The organism is Paraburkholderia madseniana (assembly GCF_009690905.1).
Lineage (GTDB): Bacteria > Pseudomonadota > Gammaproteobacteria > Burkholderiales > Burkholderiaceae > Paraburkholderia > Paraburkholderia madseniana.
Window position 1 is genome coordinate 86,865 of the sequence record NZ_VOSW01000005.1, and the last position, 17,629, is coordinate 104,493.

General features: G+C 62.5%; 16 protein-coding genes. 8 read left to right on the forward strand and 8 right to left on the reverse strand.

The window, feature by feature from the left end; translation table 11 throughout:
- Positions 1-7: 7 nt before the first annotated feature.
- On the reverse strand, positions 8-3,088 hold the full coding sequence (locus FSO04_RS04285; protein ID WP_154558521.1) for a transglycosylase domain-containing protein: 3,081 nt from the start codon (positions 3,086-3,088) through the stop codon (positions 8-10).
- 179 nt (positions 3,089-3,267) lie between these two features.
- On the reverse strand, positions 3,268-4,251 hold the full coding sequence (locus FSO04_RS04290) for a LysR family transcriptional regulator (RefSeq protein ID WP_154558522.1): 984 nt from the start codon (positions 4,249-4,251) through the stop codon (positions 3,268-3,270).
- A gap of 160 nt (positions 4,252-4,411) precedes the next feature.
- On the opposite strand from FSO04_RS04290, the gene FSO04_RS04295 reads away from it, so the two are divergent.
- From FSO04_RS04295 to FSO04_RS04315, 5 genes are all read left to right on the forward strand, one after another.
- Positions 4,412-5,344 (forward strand): dihydrodipicolinate synthase family protein, encoded by a 933-nt coding sequence (locus FSO04_RS04295; protein WP_154558523.1) that lies wholly within the window; start codon positions 4,412-4,414, stop codon positions 5,342-5,344.
- A gap of 233 nt (positions 5,345-5,577) precedes the next feature.
- Complete coding sequence (locus FSO04_RS04300) at positions 5,578-6,102, forward strand: RNA polymerase sigma factor (protein WP_372342418.1); 525 nt, start codon at positions 5,578-5,580, stop codon at positions 6,100-6,102.
- Positions 6,102-6,896, forward strand: a complete 795-nt coding sequence (locus tag FSO04_RS04305; protein ID WP_154558524.1) for an anti-sigma factor — start codon at positions 6,102-6,104, stop codon at positions 6,894-6,896. The genes FSO04_RS04300 and FSO04_RS04305 overlap by 1 nt, the downstream gene beginning before the upstream one ends.
- 15 nt (positions 6,897-6,911) lie before the next feature.
- A complete protein-coding gene (locus FSO04_RS04310) occupies positions 6,912-8,228 on the forward strand; it encodes an NAD(P)/FAD-dependent oxidoreductase (RefSeq protein WP_154558525.1) in 1,317 nt (438 codons plus the stop codon).
- A gap of 118 nt (positions 8,229-8,346) precedes the next feature.
- Positions 8,347-9,027 (forward strand): TetR/AcrR family transcriptional regulator, encoded by a 681-nt coding sequence (locus FSO04_RS04315; RefSeq protein ID WP_154558526.1) that lies wholly within the window; start codon positions 8,347-8,349, stop codon positions 9,025-9,027.
- 89 nt (positions 9,028-9,116) lie between these two features.
- On the opposite strand, the gene FSO04_RS04320 is transcribed toward FSO04_RS04315, so the two are convergent.
- Genes FSO04_RS04320 through aroQ form a run of 3 tightly spaced genes read right to left on the reverse strand, consistent with a single transcriptional unit; the run spans position 9,117 to position 11,891 of the window.
- Complete coding sequence (locus FSO04_RS04320; protein WP_154558527.1) at positions 9,117-10,487, reverse strand: MFS transporter; 1,371 nt, start codon at positions 10,485-10,487, stop codon at positions 9,117-9,119.
- Positions 10,488-10,533: 46 nt separating this feature from the next.
- Positions 10,534-11,439 carry a shikimate dehydrogenase gene (locus FSO04_RS04325; RefSeq protein ID WP_154558528.1) on the reverse strand — a complete coding sequence of 302 codons (906 nt, stop codon included), beginning with the start codon at positions 11,437-11,439 and terminating at the stop codon, positions 10,534-10,536.
- Positions 11,436-11,891 (reverse strand): type II 3-dehydroquinate dehydratase, encoded by a 456-nt coding sequence (gene aroQ / locus FSO04_RS04330; protein WP_154558529.1) that lies wholly within the window; start codon positions 11,889-11,891, stop codon positions 11,436-11,438. The genes FSO04_RS04325 and aroQ overlap by 4 nt, the downstream gene beginning before the upstream one ends.
- A 320-nt stretch (positions 11,892-12,211) precedes the next feature.
- Here aroQ and FSO04_RS04335 point away from each other — a divergent pair, with 320 nt between their 5' ends.
- The 3 genes from FSO04_RS04335 to FSO04_RS04345 all read left to right on the forward strand — a co-directional run bounded on the left by FSO04_RS04335 (position 12,212) and on the right by FSO04_RS04345 (position 15,052).
- Positions 12,212-14,095, forward strand: a complete 1,884-nt coding sequence (locus tag FSO04_RS04335; RefSeq protein ID WP_154558530.1) for a bifunctional sugar phosphate isomerase/epimerase/4-hydroxyphenylpyruvate dioxygenase family protein — start codon at positions 12,212-12,214, stop codon at positions 14,093-14,095.
- Between the two features lie 207 nt (positions 14,096-14,302).
- Positions 14,303-14,635, forward strand: coding sequence for a hypothetical protein (locus FSO04_RS04340; RefSeq protein ID WP_097396058.1), 333 nt, complete (start codon positions 14,303-14,305; stop codon positions 14,633-14,635).
- A 156-nt stretch (positions 14,636-14,791) separates the two neighbouring features.
- On the forward strand, positions 14,792-15,052 hold the full coding sequence (locus FSO04_RS04345) for a hypothetical protein (protein ID WP_154558531.1): 261 nt from the start codon (positions 14,792-14,794) through the stop codon (positions 15,050-15,052).
- Between the two features lie 19 nt (positions 15,053-15,071).
- Here the strand turns inward: FSO04_RS04345 and FSO04_RS04350 are convergent, their stop codons facing one another.
- The 3 genes from FSO04_RS04350 to FSO04_RS04360 form a co-directional block, all read right to left on the reverse strand.
- Positions 15,072-15,401, reverse strand: coding sequence for a hypothetical protein (locus FSO04_RS04350; protein WP_093645319.1), 330 nt, complete (start codon positions 15,399-15,401; stop codon positions 15,072-15,074).
- A gap of 12 nt (positions 15,402-15,413) precedes the next feature.
- The gene (locus FSO04_RS04355; protein WP_154558532.1) at positions 15,414-16,181 is read right to left on the reverse strand and encodes an AraC family transcriptional regulator; all 768 of its coding nucleotides are present in this window, start codon (positions 16,179-16,181) and stop codon (positions 15,414-15,416) included.
- Positions 16,182-16,313: 132 nt separating this feature from the next.
- Positions 16,314-17,609 (reverse strand): FAD-dependent oxidoreductase, encoded by a 1,296-nt coding sequence (locus tag FSO04_RS04360; RefSeq protein ID WP_154558533.1) that lies wholly within the window; start codon positions 17,607-17,609, stop codon positions 16,314-16,316.
- Between the last annotated feature and the right edge of the window lie 20 nt (positions 17,610-17,629).

Sequence of the window (17,629 nt, forward strand, 5' to 3'; positions counted from 1 at the left end):
CCGTTGCTCATTGCGCGGCGACTTTCGCTATCGCAGCCGTTTTAGCAGGCGGATTTTGCAGCAACGGCTGCAGCACCGGCGCCAACGACTTCAGCAACTGCACCGAGAGCGCACTCGTGAACTCGTAATGGGCCGCATACGGCTCATGCACGTACGCGGTCAGCGTGCCGTAGAAGCGGTCTCCCATCACAAACACGAAGGTTGCGCTGCGGTTCACCTTGCGCGACTCGATCAGGCGCGCGCCTTTGGCCCACACATTGAAGCGCTGATCGCCGGTGCCGGTCTTGCCGTAAATTTCGAGCGTCTGACCATCGGGGAACGTCATGCCCTGCGCGAGACGCTTGGCCGTACCGCCCAATACGACATCACGCAACAGTCCCCTGACCACCCCGGCGATCTCCGGCGACAACTGCTGCTGCGGTGCAACCGCCGCGCGCTGGAAATGCGTTTCGTACGGCGTGTTTTTAGCGAAGTCGAGTTGCGTGAGGCTTTCGGTCGGCACCTTGTTGCCGTTGTTGGCAATCACGCCTATCAGTTGCGCGAGCGCAGCCGGCCGGTCGCCGGACGCACCGATCGCTGCCGCAAACGACGGCGTGAGCGTCGCGAACGGGTAGCCGAGCGCCTGCCACGATTTACCGATCGCATCGTAGGCGCGCAGTTCGACCATCCGCTTGATGCGGCGATCCTGGGTGGCGTGATAGCGGGTCTTGAAGAGCCACGAATAAGTCGACAGGCGCACGTCGCGGCTCGCGTTCTGTATCTGGTCGAGCGTTGCCTCGGGATGAGCGCGCAGATAGTTGAGGGTCCACAGTTCCAGCGGATGCACGCTCGAAATGTAGCCACGATCGTTCAGATTGAAGCGGTCGATCCCATATTTGTCATACAGGTTCGCGAGATCCTCATCGTCCAGGATGGAGGCAGCCGGCGTGTTCTTCAGCGCCGCACGCATCTTCGCGTTGAACCACCCATTCGATTCGTCCGGCGCGACGCTGCGCAACACCGTCGCCACTTTAGGCGGCGATTTGCGCACGCCGAGCAGCAGCAAGGCCAATTGCTGCTCAGGCGCCTTGCCGTGGTACTTCGTGTAGAAACGGTTCATATACACGCGGCTTTCCTGATCGGCGAAACGCGTGAGATACATCTTGCGAATCGCCGGATCACCCAGCCATTGCGACGACGGCCCGGTGGTCTGCACCATCTCGTAGTGGACGATATCGCGCATCAGCCGCACGAACACCAGATTGACCGAATGCTGGAATGCGCGGTGCACGGTGAGAATGCGGCTGTTGTCGTCGGATTCGAAGTTGTTGAAGGTCTGCGCGCCGCCGCCCGTGTAAAACGTTTCGCCCGGACTTGCCGAGTATTTGCGTTCCACGGCCGCGTCGAGCATGGCTTGCAGCGAACGGTCCGAGGTATGCGTCAGATAGTCCAGCGCCCAGCGTGTGAGCTGATCGTTCGGATCGTGCTTCACCGCTTTCAGCTCCGTTGTGCTCAGCGGAGCATAACGCGCATGCAGATCGGAGACGATCTGCAAATACGTCACCAAGGTACGCATTTTCGCGGTCGAACCGAGATTCAGTCGCGCGCCGGAATTGATGTCGAATGGCTGGTTCACGCTATCGGTTTGCACCCGCACCAGGTTCGCGCCGTCACGCCGTTCGAACAGCGTGAAGCTATAGGCGATTCTCGACGGGTCGTCGGAGGCGCGCAGCATTTCATAGCCGACGAGCCCCGCGGCCTTTGCACCGTCGCGCGTCGCGGCAGCGGCAAGACGTTCACTCACGGCCTGCTGCACGGCGTTGTTGAGCGTGCCCGTTGCCTGAAGATCCAGCCGGTCGAGTTCATAGAAACTCGGAATGCCGAGCGCCGTCAACAGGTGCGAACGCATCGACGTCACGGCCTTGCGTGACACGAACGAATCGGCGTTCTGCGTTTTTTCCGCTGCGCGGCGCAGATCCACTTGCGCGGACAGCGCGGCATCGCGCAGCGGGATCGAAATGACACCACCGGTCGCCAGCAAGCGCAGATAACTATCCGTCAGACGGTCAAGTTCGGCATAGCCGTGGTGCAGGAAATACGACGGCGCACGCTGCGCGATCATTAGCGAGAGCACCTGGCGAAACGCCACGCCCTGCTCCGCGAGATTCTCTTCTGTCGACGGCGCTTTGAGAATGCGGTTGACGTCGTTGAAATCGCGCCCGTACCAGGCGGCCAGACCGTCGCCGATGCCATTGATCTCACCAATACCCGGTTGCGCGGCAAGCGGCACCGAGTTGAGATAATGGACGACGATCTGCTGGCGCGCGGGCATGGTCTGCGGACCATTCAGATAGGCTCGTACCGAGGCGGAAGCGATTTGCCGCAATTTCTCCGGCGGCGTTGCCGTGCGCCCACCCGTCGAGTGGCGGAACTTCTCGATCTGCGTAGCGAGCGTGCTGCCGCCAGGCGTCGACTGATGCCGGTTGAACACGCGCGCGCCCTGGTCGACGAGCGCGTGGCTAAAGCGTCCCCAGTCGATCGCCGGATTACGGTTCGGCTGATCCGGATCGAGCAGATAGCGGTCTTCGATAAACAGCAGCGAATTGACGATCAGCGGCGGGATCGAATCGAAGCTGTCATAAATGCGGCCCGGATACTGTGCACCAAAGAGCGGCGTGCCAGTACCGTCGAAGAGTTGCAGCCCCGCCTGATCTTTTTCGGCGTAGGGAATAAATAGACCGCTATCGAACAGCGACAGCATTCGCTCGGAATCGCGCGACTGTGCGCTGATTTCAAACCCGCGTTCGAGCAAGCGCTGCTGGAACGACGGCAGCAACGCGTAGCCGAGGCGGCTGTCGTAAGGGCCCTTGTCTGCTTGAGGGAACCGGATGGAATGACTTTGACCGTTCTCGACGGAAAAACCCACGTCGCGCGTGAGTTCGGAGAGATAGCGTGCCTGCAGTCGAGACGTTTCGATCTCGATCTGGACAAAGCGGGCCGCCAAAGCCAGCGCGAGCAGGAATGCCGCTGCCAGCCCCCATTTGAGCCACTTCCTGACAGGCGCCATGCCTGTCGCGCGAAGCGGTAACCGAATCAGTGGCCGATTCATGGCTGCTCTCCCCGAGCGTGCACCATTCTCTTGATTCTGGCGCACCTTCAATCAAGTGTAGCGCGGAACGCGAGTATGCAATCGGTTCGGATTTACCCCACAGTGTCGCCGCCGCAACACCTTCTCGCCGGGCATGGCAAAGCACTAACCGCCATGAGATATTGAAGGTCTTTCGCGCGTCAAAAGAAAGCCGATTCAGACTTTTTTTGTGCCGACGCCGCTTGCCCTTCCATCTGGCCCGTCCGTCCACGCAGTAACTCGATGAATTGCTCAGCCGGCGGCGACAGCACGCCGCCTTTGCGCGTCACAATACCGAAGGTTTGTGAAGGCGACTTCAGTTTGACCGGCACGAAGCGCAACATTTTCTGCCGCACGAACAACTCCGCGATCGCGGTCGGTAACAACGAAACCAGATCGACACTGCTTTGCAGTAATGCGACTGTCACGAAAGTGGAGGCAGTCGAGATCGGGTTGTCTGGCATCTCAAGCCCCGCCAGATCCATCTCCCGTTCGAGCAACGCATGCAAAGGCATATGCGACGGATACATCACCCAGCGGTGGCCGGCCAGGTCACGCAGTTTCACTTCTTTCCTCGGCAACGGCGGATGGCCATAACCCACCACGACGGATAACGGCTCGTCCCCGAGCGGACGGTAGTGATATTTCGACGGATCGGCGGCAACCGCCGCACGGCCGATCACCAGATCGAGCCGGCCTTCGTCGAGTTGCAGGAGCATGCGCGCGCTGGTGTCTTCCATCACTTCGATCGACAGCCCCGGCTGCCCGGCATGCAGATCGTTCAGCGCCGGCACGACGCACTCGGGAATCGCACCCATGATCGCGCCAATCGCGAGCCGCCCGCCGCGCCCCGAGCGTATCTCGGCGACGTCCTGGCAGAGCGCGGTAAGGTCCGTCGCCACGAGCCGTGCGTAGCGGATCACGCAGTGGCCGAGCTGGTTCGGAATCATGCCGCTCTTCGAGCGCTCGAAAAGCGGCGCCTCAAGCATCGACTCCAGCTCCTGCAACGCCTTGCTGGCAGCCGATTGCGTCATCGACATCGCGCCGGCGGCTTTGTGCAGCGACTTATGGTCGTCGAGCGCGATCAGCAATTGCAACTGCTTCATGCGCAGTCTCGACAGCAGGACGTTCAAGGTGTCTTTCATGAATTGCCGGGCAGTCGCGGGGTGAGTCGCAAAAGCGATCACAAGATGGAAACAATTCAATATACCCGCCACGCACCTCGCCGTATAGTCAGCGACGGAGACATTCAAAGACCCACGCCTCATCACGTCGTCACCTCACCTCGGCACAACGCACATCACCATGACCCACACCCACAACCCTGCTCCCATGCGCGGCGTGTTCCCCGTCGCGCCGACCATCTTCGACGAGGCCGGCGGTCTCGACCTGGAAGGCCAGAAACGCTGCATCGATTTCATGATCGACGCAGGCTCCAACGGCCTGTGCATTCTGGCGAACTTCTCCGAACAGTTCGCGCTGTCCGACGACGAGCGCAACACGCTGATGCACGTGGTGCTCGAACACGTCGCCGGCCGCGTGCCGGTGATCGTCACGACCACGCATTTCAGCTCGTACCAGTGCGCTGAACGCAGCCGCAGTGCGCAGGCTGCGGGCGCCGCGATGGTGATGATCATGCCGCCGTATCACGGCGCGACGATCCGCATCGGCGAGCGCGGCATCTATGAGTTCTATCGCACGGTGTCCGATGCAATCGGGATTCCGATCATGATCCAGGACGCGCCGGTCAGCGGTACGGCGTTATCCGCGCCGTTTCTTGCCCGCATGGCGCGTGAACTGCAGAACGTGTCGTACTTCAAGATCGAAGTGCCACAGGCTGCGAACAAGCTGCGCGAGTTGATCGAACTGGGCGGCGACGCCGTGGTAGGTCCATGGGACGGCGAAGAAGCGATCACGCTGATGGCCGATCTCGATGCGGGCGCAACCGGTTCGATGACCGGCGGCGGCTACGCGGACGGCATCCGCCTGATCGTCGACGCCTATGCAGCGGGCGACACCGAAGCGGCCGCCGCCCACTATCAGGAATGGCTGCCGCTCATCAACTATGAAAACCGCCAGGGTGGCCTCGCATCGTGCAAGGCCTTGATGAAAGAAGGCGGTGTGATTCGATCGGACGCAGTGCGCCATCCGCTGCCGCCGATGCATCCGGCCACACGCGCAGGCTTGCTGAAAGTCGCACGGCGGCTCGATCCGCTGGTATTGCGCTGGGGTGTCTAAGGTCGATCCAAAGCTGTCCAAAGCAAAACAATAAGCGCCCAAGCGCAACCCTCGGACGCAATCCCCGGGTCCTGCATCCACATACGCGGCCATACGCCCGGCGGATGCAGCACACGGGGAAAAAACCACATATAAGGTCGGAAGGAAATTGAGTAACATAGGCCCGCAAGCTCACCACACCACTTTCCATGACCGCCGACCCTCGAGAACTGACGCCGGAAACCCTCGCCGAGTTGCTCGAACGCATTGCCAAAGAGGATGCTTCGGCACTACGCGAGCTATATGATCTCGCCGCTCCGAAACTGTTCGGTCTCGCGCTCCGTATATTGAGCAGGCACGAGTGGGCCGAAGAAGTATTGCAGGACAGCTTCGTCAACATCTGGCGCTTTGCGGGCGATTATCGGCGGGCCCTTTCCGCCCCCATGACGTGGATGTCGGCAATCGTCCGGAACCGTGCACTCGATCACCTGCGGCGGGTCAACAAGCAGGAAACCGAATGGAGCGATGCGTTGGACGATCTTGTGGCAACCGGCGATCCGGATCCCGAAGCACTGACCGCGGTCAGCCTTCAGGCACGTCTGCTGGCCGGCTGTATGCAGCAGTTGGAACCGGCGCAGCGTCAGGCGGTTGCTCTCGCCTACCTGCGTGATCAGAGCCATAGCGAGATCGCTGAAGCGCTGACGGTGCCGCTCGGCACCATCAAATCCTGGATCCGGCGCGGCCTTGCCAAGCTGAAGACCTGCCTGGGAGGTGAGTGATGAATCTCCATCGCTATCCTCAACTGGTCGATATGCTGGCCGCCGAGTACGCGCTCGGCACGCTGCGTGGCGGCGCCCGGCGACGCTTCCAACGCTACGCGGATCACGATGCGGTGATTCGTCAGGCCATCGAAGAATGGCAGCGGCGGATCTCGCCGTTGGCCGAACTCGCGGAGCCGCGTATGCCGCCGGCCGCCGTCTGGGATGCCATCGAGCGGCGGCTCGGTCTGGCGTCGGCTCGTGAGGCTGCGCGTGAGGCGGCACGACCGCGCACCGTGGTCGAAAAACCCGCTCGTCCGTCCGGCAGCATCTTCGAGAACCTCGCGTTCTGGCGCGGCTGGGCGATCGGCGTAACAGGGTTCGCCGTAATCGCCGCGGTGGTTGCCATGCGCTCGCTGTTGCCGTCCGGCGTGACGCCATCCACGGCGCCGACCGTCGCGCAACAGCCGGAAGCGGCCGTCTCGCATGTCGCGGTGCTGAACGACAAGGACGCGCATCCGGTTATGCTGGTCGCGTGGGATGAAGCCCGCTCCACCATGACGCTGCATCCGCTCGGCAAAGTCGACCTGCCGGCCGGCCGGGCGATGGAGTTGTGGGGCATTCCGGCCAATGGCCATCCGGTGTCGCTCGGCATGCTGCCGGACAGCGCCAACGGCAAGGTTACGGCCGGTCAGCAGAAGCCGGAGAGCTACGCGGCGCTGGCGGTCTCCATAGAAGCGCCGGGCGGCTCGCCCGACCACAATGCACCGACGGGTCCGGTGGTGTTCAGCGGCAAGCTGCTGCCGCTGTCCTGATCTACTCTTAGCCCTATGCAAAGCTTTTACGAAGCCACCATCACCCGCGCTGCCGGGCACTCATCCGCTTACGCGCCGCTAACCGGCCGACGGAGCGTCAACGTCTGCATCATGGGCGGCGGCCTCGCGGGCTTGTCCACGGCATTGGGACTCGCCGAGCGGGGCATCACCGACGTCGCCGTGCTCGAAGCCGAGCAGGTGGGTTTCGGCGCCTCCGGCCGCAACGGCGGCTTCGTGTTCGGCGGCTACAGCCTCGATTGCGCGGATCTGCTCAAAACCCTCGGGCCGGCCCGTGCCCGCGAACTCTATGCACTGACAACCGACGCCGTCGATCTGATGAGGCAACGTATCCAGCGCTACCGCATCGATTGCGACGTGACCGATGCCGGCGTGATCCTCGCCAACTGGTTCGACGAACCTGCAAGGCTCGACACGCAGCGGCGTCTGATGCGCGATTCGTTCGGTGTCGAGTGGGAACCCGTGGCGCCCGCGGAGCTCGCTTCACAATTGAAAACGAGCCGTTATCACGGCGGCCTGTTCGAGCGCAATGCGTTCCACTTCCATCCGCTGAAATATGTGCTCGGTGTCGCGGGCGCCGCGGCCAACGCGGGCGTGCAGATTCACGAGAAATCGCCCGTTGTGCGCTTGCAGCGCAGCGGCGCCCGGCGCGACGGCGCCGGCTTCGTGGTGCATACGCCGCAGGGCGCGCTCGAAGCACGCCACGTGGTGATGGCCGGTGGCGGCTATGCGCGCAACGTCTATGCGCAGGTCGAACGCGCGGTGCTGCCAATCGCTACCTACGTGATGGCCACCGAACCGCTCGGCGCCCGCCTGAAAGACGCGATGGACACCCGCGCCGCCGTCTACGACACCCGCTTCGCCTTCGACTATTACCGTCCGCTGCCCGACACACGCATCCTGTGGGGTGGCCGCATCTCGGTACGCGACCGCGCTCCCGACGTCATCGCGCGGCTCTTGCGGCGTGATCTGTTGAAGGTCTATCCGCAGTTGCACGACGTGCGTATCGAGCACGCCTGGGGCGGCCTGATGAGCTACGCGCGGCACAAGATGCCGCAAATCGGCCGCAGCACGGACGGCGTCTGGTACGCGGTCGGTTTCGGCGGCCACGGCATGGCGCCCACCACCGTCTCGGGCGAATTGCTGGCGGCGGCCATCTCCGGCGAACGGCCGGTGCCCGACGCGTTCGCGGCTTTCGGCCTGACCCGCACCTACGGCGCGCTCGGTCTCGCGGCCGCGCAACTCACCTACACCGCCATGCAGACGCGCGACGCACTCGCCGCCCGGCGCGCCTCGACCCGGCCGACGCCGTGACGCTATTCAGTACGCGACCCGACACCCGGCTCAATACGCCGCCGCTTATGCCCGAGACCCGCTCCGGAGGCTGGTTTCAGCATGCTAGAATGCGCCGTCATCGCCGCTCGAATACACAATGAAAAAGGGAAGCAAGGCCGCCGAGCCTGATACCAACGGCATCGCGTCCGACACCCGACGCAAGTACGATCCCGAACAGACGAAGCGCAACATTCTCGACGTCGCGACGCAGGAGTTCTCCGCGATGGGATTGACCGGCGCACGCGTCGACGCGATCGCGGAGCGTACGAACACCACGAAGCGCATGCTGTACTACTACTTCGGCAGCAAGGAAGGGTTGTACCAGGCCGTGCTGGAAAAAGTGTACGGCGACATTCGCGCGCTCGAACAGGATCTGCACGTCAGCGAACTCGATCCGATCGAGGGCATGCGCGCGCTGGTCGAGTTTACATTTGACTATCACGACCGCCAGCGCGATTTTGTCCGCCTCGTGACGATCGAGAACATTCATGGTGCGAAGTACGTCGAGCAGGTGAAGAGCTTCAAAGGCCGCAACGTCACCGTCATTCATACCATCGAAGATCTGCTCTCGCGCGGCATCGCGGCTGGACTGTTTCGCAACGACGTCGATGCGATCGACCTGCACCTGATGATCAGCTCGCTGTGCTTTCACCGCGTCGGCAATCGCCATACCTTCGGTACGGCGTTCGGCCGCGATCCGTCGCACCCGCGCCTGCGCGCGCGTCATCGCGCGATGATTGTCGACGCCGTGCTGCGCTTCGTGCGCAAGGAAGACTGAGGCAAGCCTGAAACGAAAAAGCGGGACCTGGCGCTAGCCAGGTCCCGCTTTTTTTGCTCAATGAAAGCCATTCGAACGATACGTACCGCTCAGTCCACCAGCACGATCCGCTTAATATCGCCGACAATAAAGATGTACGACAGCGCGCCGATCAATGCGATCGCGCCGATGAACACCAGCGCCCCGACAAACGAGCCGGTTGCCGCGACGATGAAACCCACCACCAGCGGCGTGACGATGCCGGCCAGATTGGCGGCAAAGTTGAAGATGCCGCCGGTCACGCCAAGCAGGCCATCCGGCGCAATGTCCGACACCAGCGTCCAGCCCAGCGCCGCCATCCCCTGCGCGAAAAACGCCACCGACAGAATCGCGATCACCGCCACGTTGCTCTCGACATAGTTGGCGAGAATGATCGTCGACGCGAGCAGCAAACCGGCGATGATCGGCAGCTTGCGCGCCACGTTCGGCGACTTGCCGCGGCGCAGCAGCCAATCGGAGAAGATGCCGCCGAACATCACGCCGATCGACGCGGCAATGAACGGCATGATCGCGAAGAAGCCGATCTTCAGCCATGCCATATGGCGTTCGGTGGCGAGATACGTCGGGAACCAGGTGAGGAAGAACACGAGCGTCGAGTTACCGGCGAACTGGCCAAGGCAGATGCCGGCCAATTGACGATGCTTGAGCAGGCGTCCGATGGTGCGCCATTCGAAGCCGCTCTTCTCCGATGCAGCCGGTGCGCCGGAAACATCGGCGTCCTTCTTGCTGTGCGTCAGACCGCCGCCTGCTTCGATATAGTCGAGCTCTGCCTGATTGACGGACGGATGATCGTGCGGCTCGCGATAGAACAACCACCAGATCACACCGAACACGAGACCCACGCCGCCCACCACGTAGAACAGCGAACGCCAGCCGAACGCGCCCATCAACATGAACAGAAACGGGCTGAAAAACGCGAGGCCGATATATTCGCCGACCGTGTAGGTGCCGGTCGCCATCGCGCGTTCGCTCTGCGGAAACCATGTGGCCACCACGCGGCTATTGGTCGGAAAGCATGGCGCTTCCGAGACGCCGAGACCGAGCCGGAACACGAACAACGCGCCGATACCATGCACGAGCCCTTGCGCGAGGGTGCACAGCGACCAGAACGTCATCGACAGGAAATACGTGAGCTTGCTGCCGAAACGGTCGAGAAACAGGCCGCCCGGAATCTGCGAAGCCACGTAGCTCCACGAGAACACGGAGAACAGCAAGCCCATGAGCGCGGCGTTGATGCCGAGTTCCTTGGTCAGCTGCGGTGCCGCGATACCGAGCACCGTGCGGTCCAGATAGTTGATCATTGTGCCGACCGCTAGCAGCGAGAGAATCTGATAGCGGGCTTTCGAGCGGCGCGCGGTGCTTACCGTGGCAGCCGTTTGGCGGGTTACCTCGGCGGGCGTGGAATGAATGGGTTGTGGCATGGCGTCTCTGTCTCCTCGGTCGGGTTACGTACCGGATATGTATGGCTTATGTACTACTGGCCTGGCGTTGCAACAAGGACTGGAAATGCGTGTACACGCGCTCGGCGTCAGGTTCCAGACCCGTGAAGATGCGCATCGCGTCGACCGCCTGATATACCGCCATCCCGCCGCCGCTCAGCGTGCGGCAGCCGAGTTCTTCGGCGGCCTGCAGCAGCGCGGTGCGGATCGGGAAATAGACGATGTCCGCCACCCACAAATCGCGGTGCAGCAATTCGACCGGCAATGGCAAGCCCGGCAATTTCGCCATGCCGGTGGGCGTCGCGTGAATCAGGCCGTTAGCGGCGGCGAGCGATTCTGCGAGCGAGCTGCCGGCGCTGACGGTAGAGGCGGGGAAACGCTTCTGCAATTCCGCAGCGAGCGATGCGGCGCGCTCGGCGTCCACGTCGAATAGCGTGAGCGTTTGCGCACCCATGGTCAACGCGGCATGCGCGACCGCTGCGCCCGCGCCGCCCGCGCCCAGTTGCACGACGCGCGCGAGCGATACGTCCGGCAAGCCGCGTTGAAACGCACGCGCGAAACCGGACCAATCAGTGTTGTGGCCGATACGTTTGCCGTTCTTGAATAGAACCGTATTGACCGCGCCGAGTGCGCGCGCGTCGTCGGAGAGTTCGTCAAGCAGAGGAATGACGGCCTGCTTGCAGGGATAGGTAATGTTCAGTCCGTTGTAGCCCATGCGTTCGGCGGCGGCGAGCAAATCGGCGAGCGCCGTGATGTCCAGCTTCAGCGCCTCCAGATCGATGCGCCGATACACATAGTGCAGACCCAGTTTGCTGCCCTCTTCCTCATGCATCGCGGGGCTAAGCGATCCGCCGATGCCCGAACCGATCAGACCGACGAGAAACGATTGCGGGCTCGCCTGAGCGTTTGCCTGTGTGTTCGCTTGTGCGTTCATTTGGCCGCCCTATTCTTAAGGATGACCGCCATCCGCTCCAGAGCGAGCACATAGCCCTGCGTGCCGCAACCAACGATGATCGCCTCGGCCACCGCCGACACGTACGAGTGATGCCGGAACGCTTCGCGGCGATGCACGTTCGAAATATGCACCTCGATGACGGGCTTTTCGATCGCAGAGAGCGCGTCGGCAATCGCCACCGAGGTATGCGTGTAAGCCGCCGGATTGATCACGATGCCATCAACCTTGCTGCGCGCCGCATGCAGCCAGTCGATGAGTTGGTGTTCCGCATTCGATTGGCAGAAATCGACCGACAGATCCAGCCGCTCGCCCGCGTCGCGGCAGAGCTGCGCGACGTCGTCGAGCGTTTCCGAACCATAGATGGCCGGCTCACGCGTGCCGAGCAGGTTGAGATTCGGTCCGTTGAGGACCAGCACTGAGGCAAAACTCATGACGACTACTCCTGCAAAAGTAAGGCATAAAGCGGGCCACAGCACGCGCCGCGGCTCTACAACGTAAGCGCAGTGTGCGCGCATTGCCCGTAATCGTCATTCGGGGTTTATACGAATTTGTACCATCTAGTTAGTTTGTATAGACTGTCGGGAAATTCCGCTAATATGGGCACTTCTGGCCTGCGCCCTGCTGGTTGACGGTAACTAGCTAGACCATTTTTCGCATTGCAGCATAGCGAACCGCAAGGCATGCGGACGCCGTACAGTGGCCGCTTGGCGCTGCCCCAATAGCCGTTTCATTGTTTTTGCAGGAGCCGTTCATGCAACGTTCGATTGCCACCGTGTCGATCAGCGGGACCCTCGTCGAAAAGCTGACCGCAATCCAGGCGGCGGGCTTCGAAGGCGTCGAAATCTTCGAGAACGACCTGCTGTATTTCGACGGCTCACCCGCCGACGTGCGGCGTATCGCCGAGGATCTCGGGCTGAAGATCATGCTGTTCCAGCCGTTCCGCGATTTCGACGGCGTAAGCCCGGAGCGCCTCGAACGCAATCTGGATCGGGCGAAGCGGAAGTTCGACGTGATGCACGAACTGGGTACGGACCGGATTCTGGTGTGCAGCAACGTCTCGCCCGACACCATCGGCGACGATTCGCTGATGACCGACCAGCTCGGTGCGCTGGCCCGCGCGGCCGAAGCGGCCGGCGTGATTGCCGGCTATGAGGCGCTCGCGTGGGGCAAGCACGTCAAGACCTACCGCCACGCGTGGAAACTCGTCAACGCGGTCAATCATCCGAATCTGGGGCTTGTGCTCGACAGCTTTCATACGCTGTCGCTGAACGATACGGTGGACGCGATCGCCGATATTCCGGGCGATCGCATCGCCTTCGTGCAGATTGCCGATGCGCCGAAGCTCGCCATGGACGTGCTCGAATGGAGTCGCCACTACCGCTGCTTCCCGGGTCAGGGCGATTTCGATCTGGCAGGCTTCACCGCGCAGGTCGTGAAAACCGGCTACACAGGACCGCTTTCGCTCGAAATTTTCAACGACGGTTTTCGCGCCGCGCCGACCGCCATCACCGCGGCGGACGGCCATCGCTCATTGCTGTTCCTCGAGGAACAGACGCGGGCACTGCTTGAATCCACCCGGCAGCCGGTCGGCGAACTCTATCGATCGCCCGCTGCGCCCGCGCACGTCGGCTATCAGTTTCTCGAGTTCGCGGTCGACCACACTACCCGCGCGCATCTCGTCGACTGGCTCGGCAAGCTGCGCTTCCGTCAGGCCGGCCAGCATCGTTCGAAAGATGTGACGCTGTTTCAGCACGGCGCGGCGTCGATCGTGCTGAATGCCGAACCGGATTCATTCGCCAATGCTTTCTTCCAGCAGCATGGTTTATCGCTGTGCGCGTCGGCGTTTCGCGTGGATGACGCCAATCAGGCGTTCGAGCGCGCCGCTGGGTTCGGCTACGCCCCGTTCTCGGGTCAGATCGGCCCGAACGAACGCGTCCTGCCGGCCGTGCAGGCGCCCGACGGGAGCCTGAACTATTTCGTCGACGAGACACCCGACCAGCCCACTCTGTTCGAAGCCGATTTCGTGCTCACCGACGTCAACGGTCCGACCGAAGTGGGGCCACTCACGCGCATCGACCATGTCTGCCTGTCTGTGCCGGCGCCTTCGCTGGATACGTGGGTTCTGTTTCTGCGGACCGCGCTCGGCTTTCAGGCCGAGCCTGGCGTGCTGGTGCCCGACCCGTACGGGCTGGTGCGCAGCCGTGCGCTGCGCAGTCATGACGGTTCGGTGCGAATCGTACTGAACGCCTCGGTGGATCACCACACGGCAGTAGCCGAGGCCTTGCACACCTATCACGGCTCCGGCCTGAATCACGTCGCGTTCAGCACCGGCGATATTTTCAGCGCGGTTCCCGAATTCGTCGCCGACGGTCTGCCGGTGTTGCGCATTCCGCGCAATTACTACGACGACCTCGCCGCCCGCTATGCGCTGCCGGACGAGACGCTCGAGGCGCTGCGCGCGCACAACATCCTGTACGACCGCGACGAACGCGGAGGCGAGTTCTTCCACGCTTACACCGAACAACTGGATCAGCGCTTTTTCCTGGAGATTGTCGAACGGCGCGGCGGCTACGACGGTTATGGCGCGGCCAATGCGGCCGTGCGGCTCGCGGCGCAGGCTCAGCGCCGCAAGTAGGAGTTTGCGGCCGGTAATGCCGGTGGGCGATGGTTTGCAGTTTGCGGCCGGCTAATTCAGACAGATCGGGCACGGCCCATGCTGCATCGGCTCAAGCGGGCGCGCCGCACCGATATAATGGCGGTTGATCCGCGCCCCGCGCCGCGCGCACTCTACCCAGTGCTGGTGTGCCGCGTACCCTCAGCCGAATGAAACGCCAGGAGCGATATGAAGAAGTTTGCCGTAGTCCTGTCAGTTCCCCTGCTTCTCAGCGCTTGCGCGTACTTCCAGAAGAATCCGGATGCCGGCGAGCCCGTTACGGACACCACCACGCAGCGCTCGGTCAACGACGTAGTCGCCTGCCTGACGCAAGTGGCGACCAGTCACAACGCCGCGTTCAAATCGACCGAGATCCCTCAGGGCCAGATGCTCGATTTCGGCGATTCGAATATCGTCAAGGTGCGCAGCGACAACGGCGCGACGACTTATCGCTTCTACGCGGGCAAACGCCACGTGAACAATCTGTGGATTGAATCGGCGAGCAAAACCTGCGCGCCGTAAGGTAAGCACGGGTAACAATCGGCCAGGTGTAACGGTCGGTAACTTGTGCCGGCGCAATCATAGTGTCACGGTGTTACATCACAATGGTGTCTTAAGAATCGTTTAAGACTTCATCCGCATGATCCGTCCGACACTATCCCGCACAAGGTGCGCTTCATGAACCAGCCCGATCACAACACGAACGACACGCCCGCACCGGCGAAGCGGCCCACGATTCTGCGTCGCTTGCTGAGCCACCACGAACTGGCAACGCTGCTGCTGTTGCTGCACGCGCCGATCGACGCGTCCGCGAAACCCGAGATTCCGCAGCTTCACGAAGCCGGCCTGATCGAAACGGTCTCCGGCGACGCAGGCGACTCGCATATCCGTCTGACGCCCGAAGGCAATGCAGTGTTGCGCGGACTTGGCGTGAAATAAGGCGCGCTTTACATTTTACTTACGCCTGCCATACGCCGTACCCCGCCTCGCGTAGTCCAATCGCCAATTCCACTTCCATATCCTGTGCGCCGCGGTAAGGCATCGGATTGTAAACTTCATACAATTCGGGCATGAGGCGCAGGCCGTAATCGCGCACATAGCGATTTGCCTGAATGCCGGCCTTGTGCCGGTCGAATCTCAGATCCGGGTCCAATCCCGTCATTCCCACGTACACGCACGGCTTGTCGAACCGGTAATCCGGATTCGCGCGGCGAAAGCGTGCCTCGTTCCAGACGGTGTCGTCCAACGCGACGACGTAGACGTAGTAATGATGCTTGCGACGAACCATGTGTGCGGCGGCTCAGCTTCGCGAGGTTCCGTGCAGCAGCATCCGGTACTCGGTCGGCGTGACGCCGACGGTCGCCTTGAATTGACGCGTAAAGGCGCTGTGATCGGTGTAGCCGCAGAGTGCGGCGACGTCGGTGACCTTGTCGTGTGAAACCAGCAATGCGGTGGCGGCGTCCAGCCGCGTTTTCAGCAGCACCTGGCGCGGCGTCAAATGAAACACTTTGTGAAAGTAGCGCTCCAGTTGCGCCACCGACATATCCGCCATTGCAGCAAGCTGCTTCAGATTCAGCGGCTGCACATAGTTTTCCTGAATGGACTGCACCACTTCAGCCAGCCGGCTGTACGCGGGATGACTGCTTTCGTCCGCTTTCAGGTCGCGGGAGATGCCGGCGAGGCCGACTACCTTACCCGCCGCATCGCGCAACGGCTGCTTGCAGGTCAGGCACCAACCCGGCTGACGGCCGGGATACAGATGCAACTCCAACTGATCGATCATCTGGCTGCCGACGTTGATGATCGCTTTGTCCTGGGCGGTGTAGATACGACCGAAACGGTGCGGGAAGACGTCCTCGGCGGTCTTGCCGAGCAGCGCGGACTTTTCCTTGAAGCCACAGCGCGAAGCCAGCGTGCGATTGACCAGCGCATAGCGGGCATGCGCGTCCTTGACGAAAAACACGACGTCCGGCATCGCATCGAACACGGGCTCGAGCAGCGTGAAATGCGACAGCATGCCGGACAGCGTTGCGTCGTCCGGTTCGAGCGGATGAGCCAGCGTGTTCATCGTGCGGGTTCCGTGGTCGGTGCGGTTGTACGTTGGGTGCGTTCACCCGCGCAACTACACGGGTTTGCACTTGCTGTCGATTATAGGGCCACGCGCTACTGAAAATATCCAGGGGACGAATGGATGGCGGGGTCATTCAGCGGGCGACTGCTCCTCGCCGATTGCCATCAACGTGCCGATTTGCGCCGGACTGAACGGCGGTCGCGGCGCTGCAGCTTGCCAGCCGAGATACAGCGAAGCCGCGGCGCCGCAGATCCGGCCCTGGCATGCGCCCATCCCGCAGCGGGTATGCAGCTTGGCCTCGCGCCAATCCGGATAGGCGCGCACCTCGCCGAGGCTGACGTCTTCGCAACGGCAGAGCAGCGTGGCGTCGTCGGGTGGCGTGCGCGCGGCGGCCTGCAAGGCGAAGGCCATTTCGACGCGCCTCGCGAAACACCGCCATCGGGCTCGTTGCGCTTGCAGCGTGGTGGCGTTTGCCGAGACGCCGCTTGCTGAGCCGCCGCTCGCGGCTAGCCCTGCAATCTCGCCTTCGACACTCGCCAGTTCCGCGCCGCCTACGCCCGTGCATTCGCCTGCCGCCAGCACGCCGTCAACCGAAGTCCGCTGTTCACCGTCGACGACGATCTCGCCCGCTTCGTTGATCGCACAGCCGAGCGCTTGCGCAAGCGTGATGTTCGGCACGAGTCCATAGCCGCAGGCGATGCGGTCGCAGTCGAGCGCCGACTCCTGCTGGCCGCGCCGGATCGTCACGCGCTCGACACGGCCATCGCCATGCGCTTGTCGGACGATGCTGCCGGTCCAGTAACGCACGCCCGCGAAGCCGCGCGTCATAGCAACGGCTTGCCGCAACTTCGCCGGCTCGCTAAACAATGAGACTCCGAATCGGGCGACCTGGAGCGCCGATGCCTGCTCCACGACCGCCAGCACCCGCGCCCCCGCTGCACGTGCGGTGGCAAGCGCCGCGATCAGCAAGGGACCGCTGCCTGCAATCACGATCCGTTCGCCGCGTACCGGCATGCCGCCTTTGATGAGTGCCTGCAGTGCGCCTGCACCGGTCACACCGGGCAAGGTCCAGCCGGCGAATGGCAGTAGCCGCTCGCGCGCGCCGGTCGCGAGAATCAATCGATCGTAGCTGATCGACACACCACCATGCTCAGCCGACTCGAGCAGCAAACCTCGCGGACGCAAAGGCGCGATCACGCGGGCCGACGGCAAAAGGGTGACATTGGTTTGCGTCTTCAAGGCGCCGAGCAGGCCTTGTAGCGGCACTTGCGGCGGATGGCCGGGACCTTGCCGCCAGATTTGACCGCCGGCGCGCGGATTGTCGTCGAGCACCGCGACTGAGGCGCCCTCGCGTGCCGCTGCCTGCGCGGCGTTCAACCCGGCTGGACCGGCGCCTACCACGACGATATTGAAGTGCTGCTTCATCGTTTGTCCGTGGTGGTGGG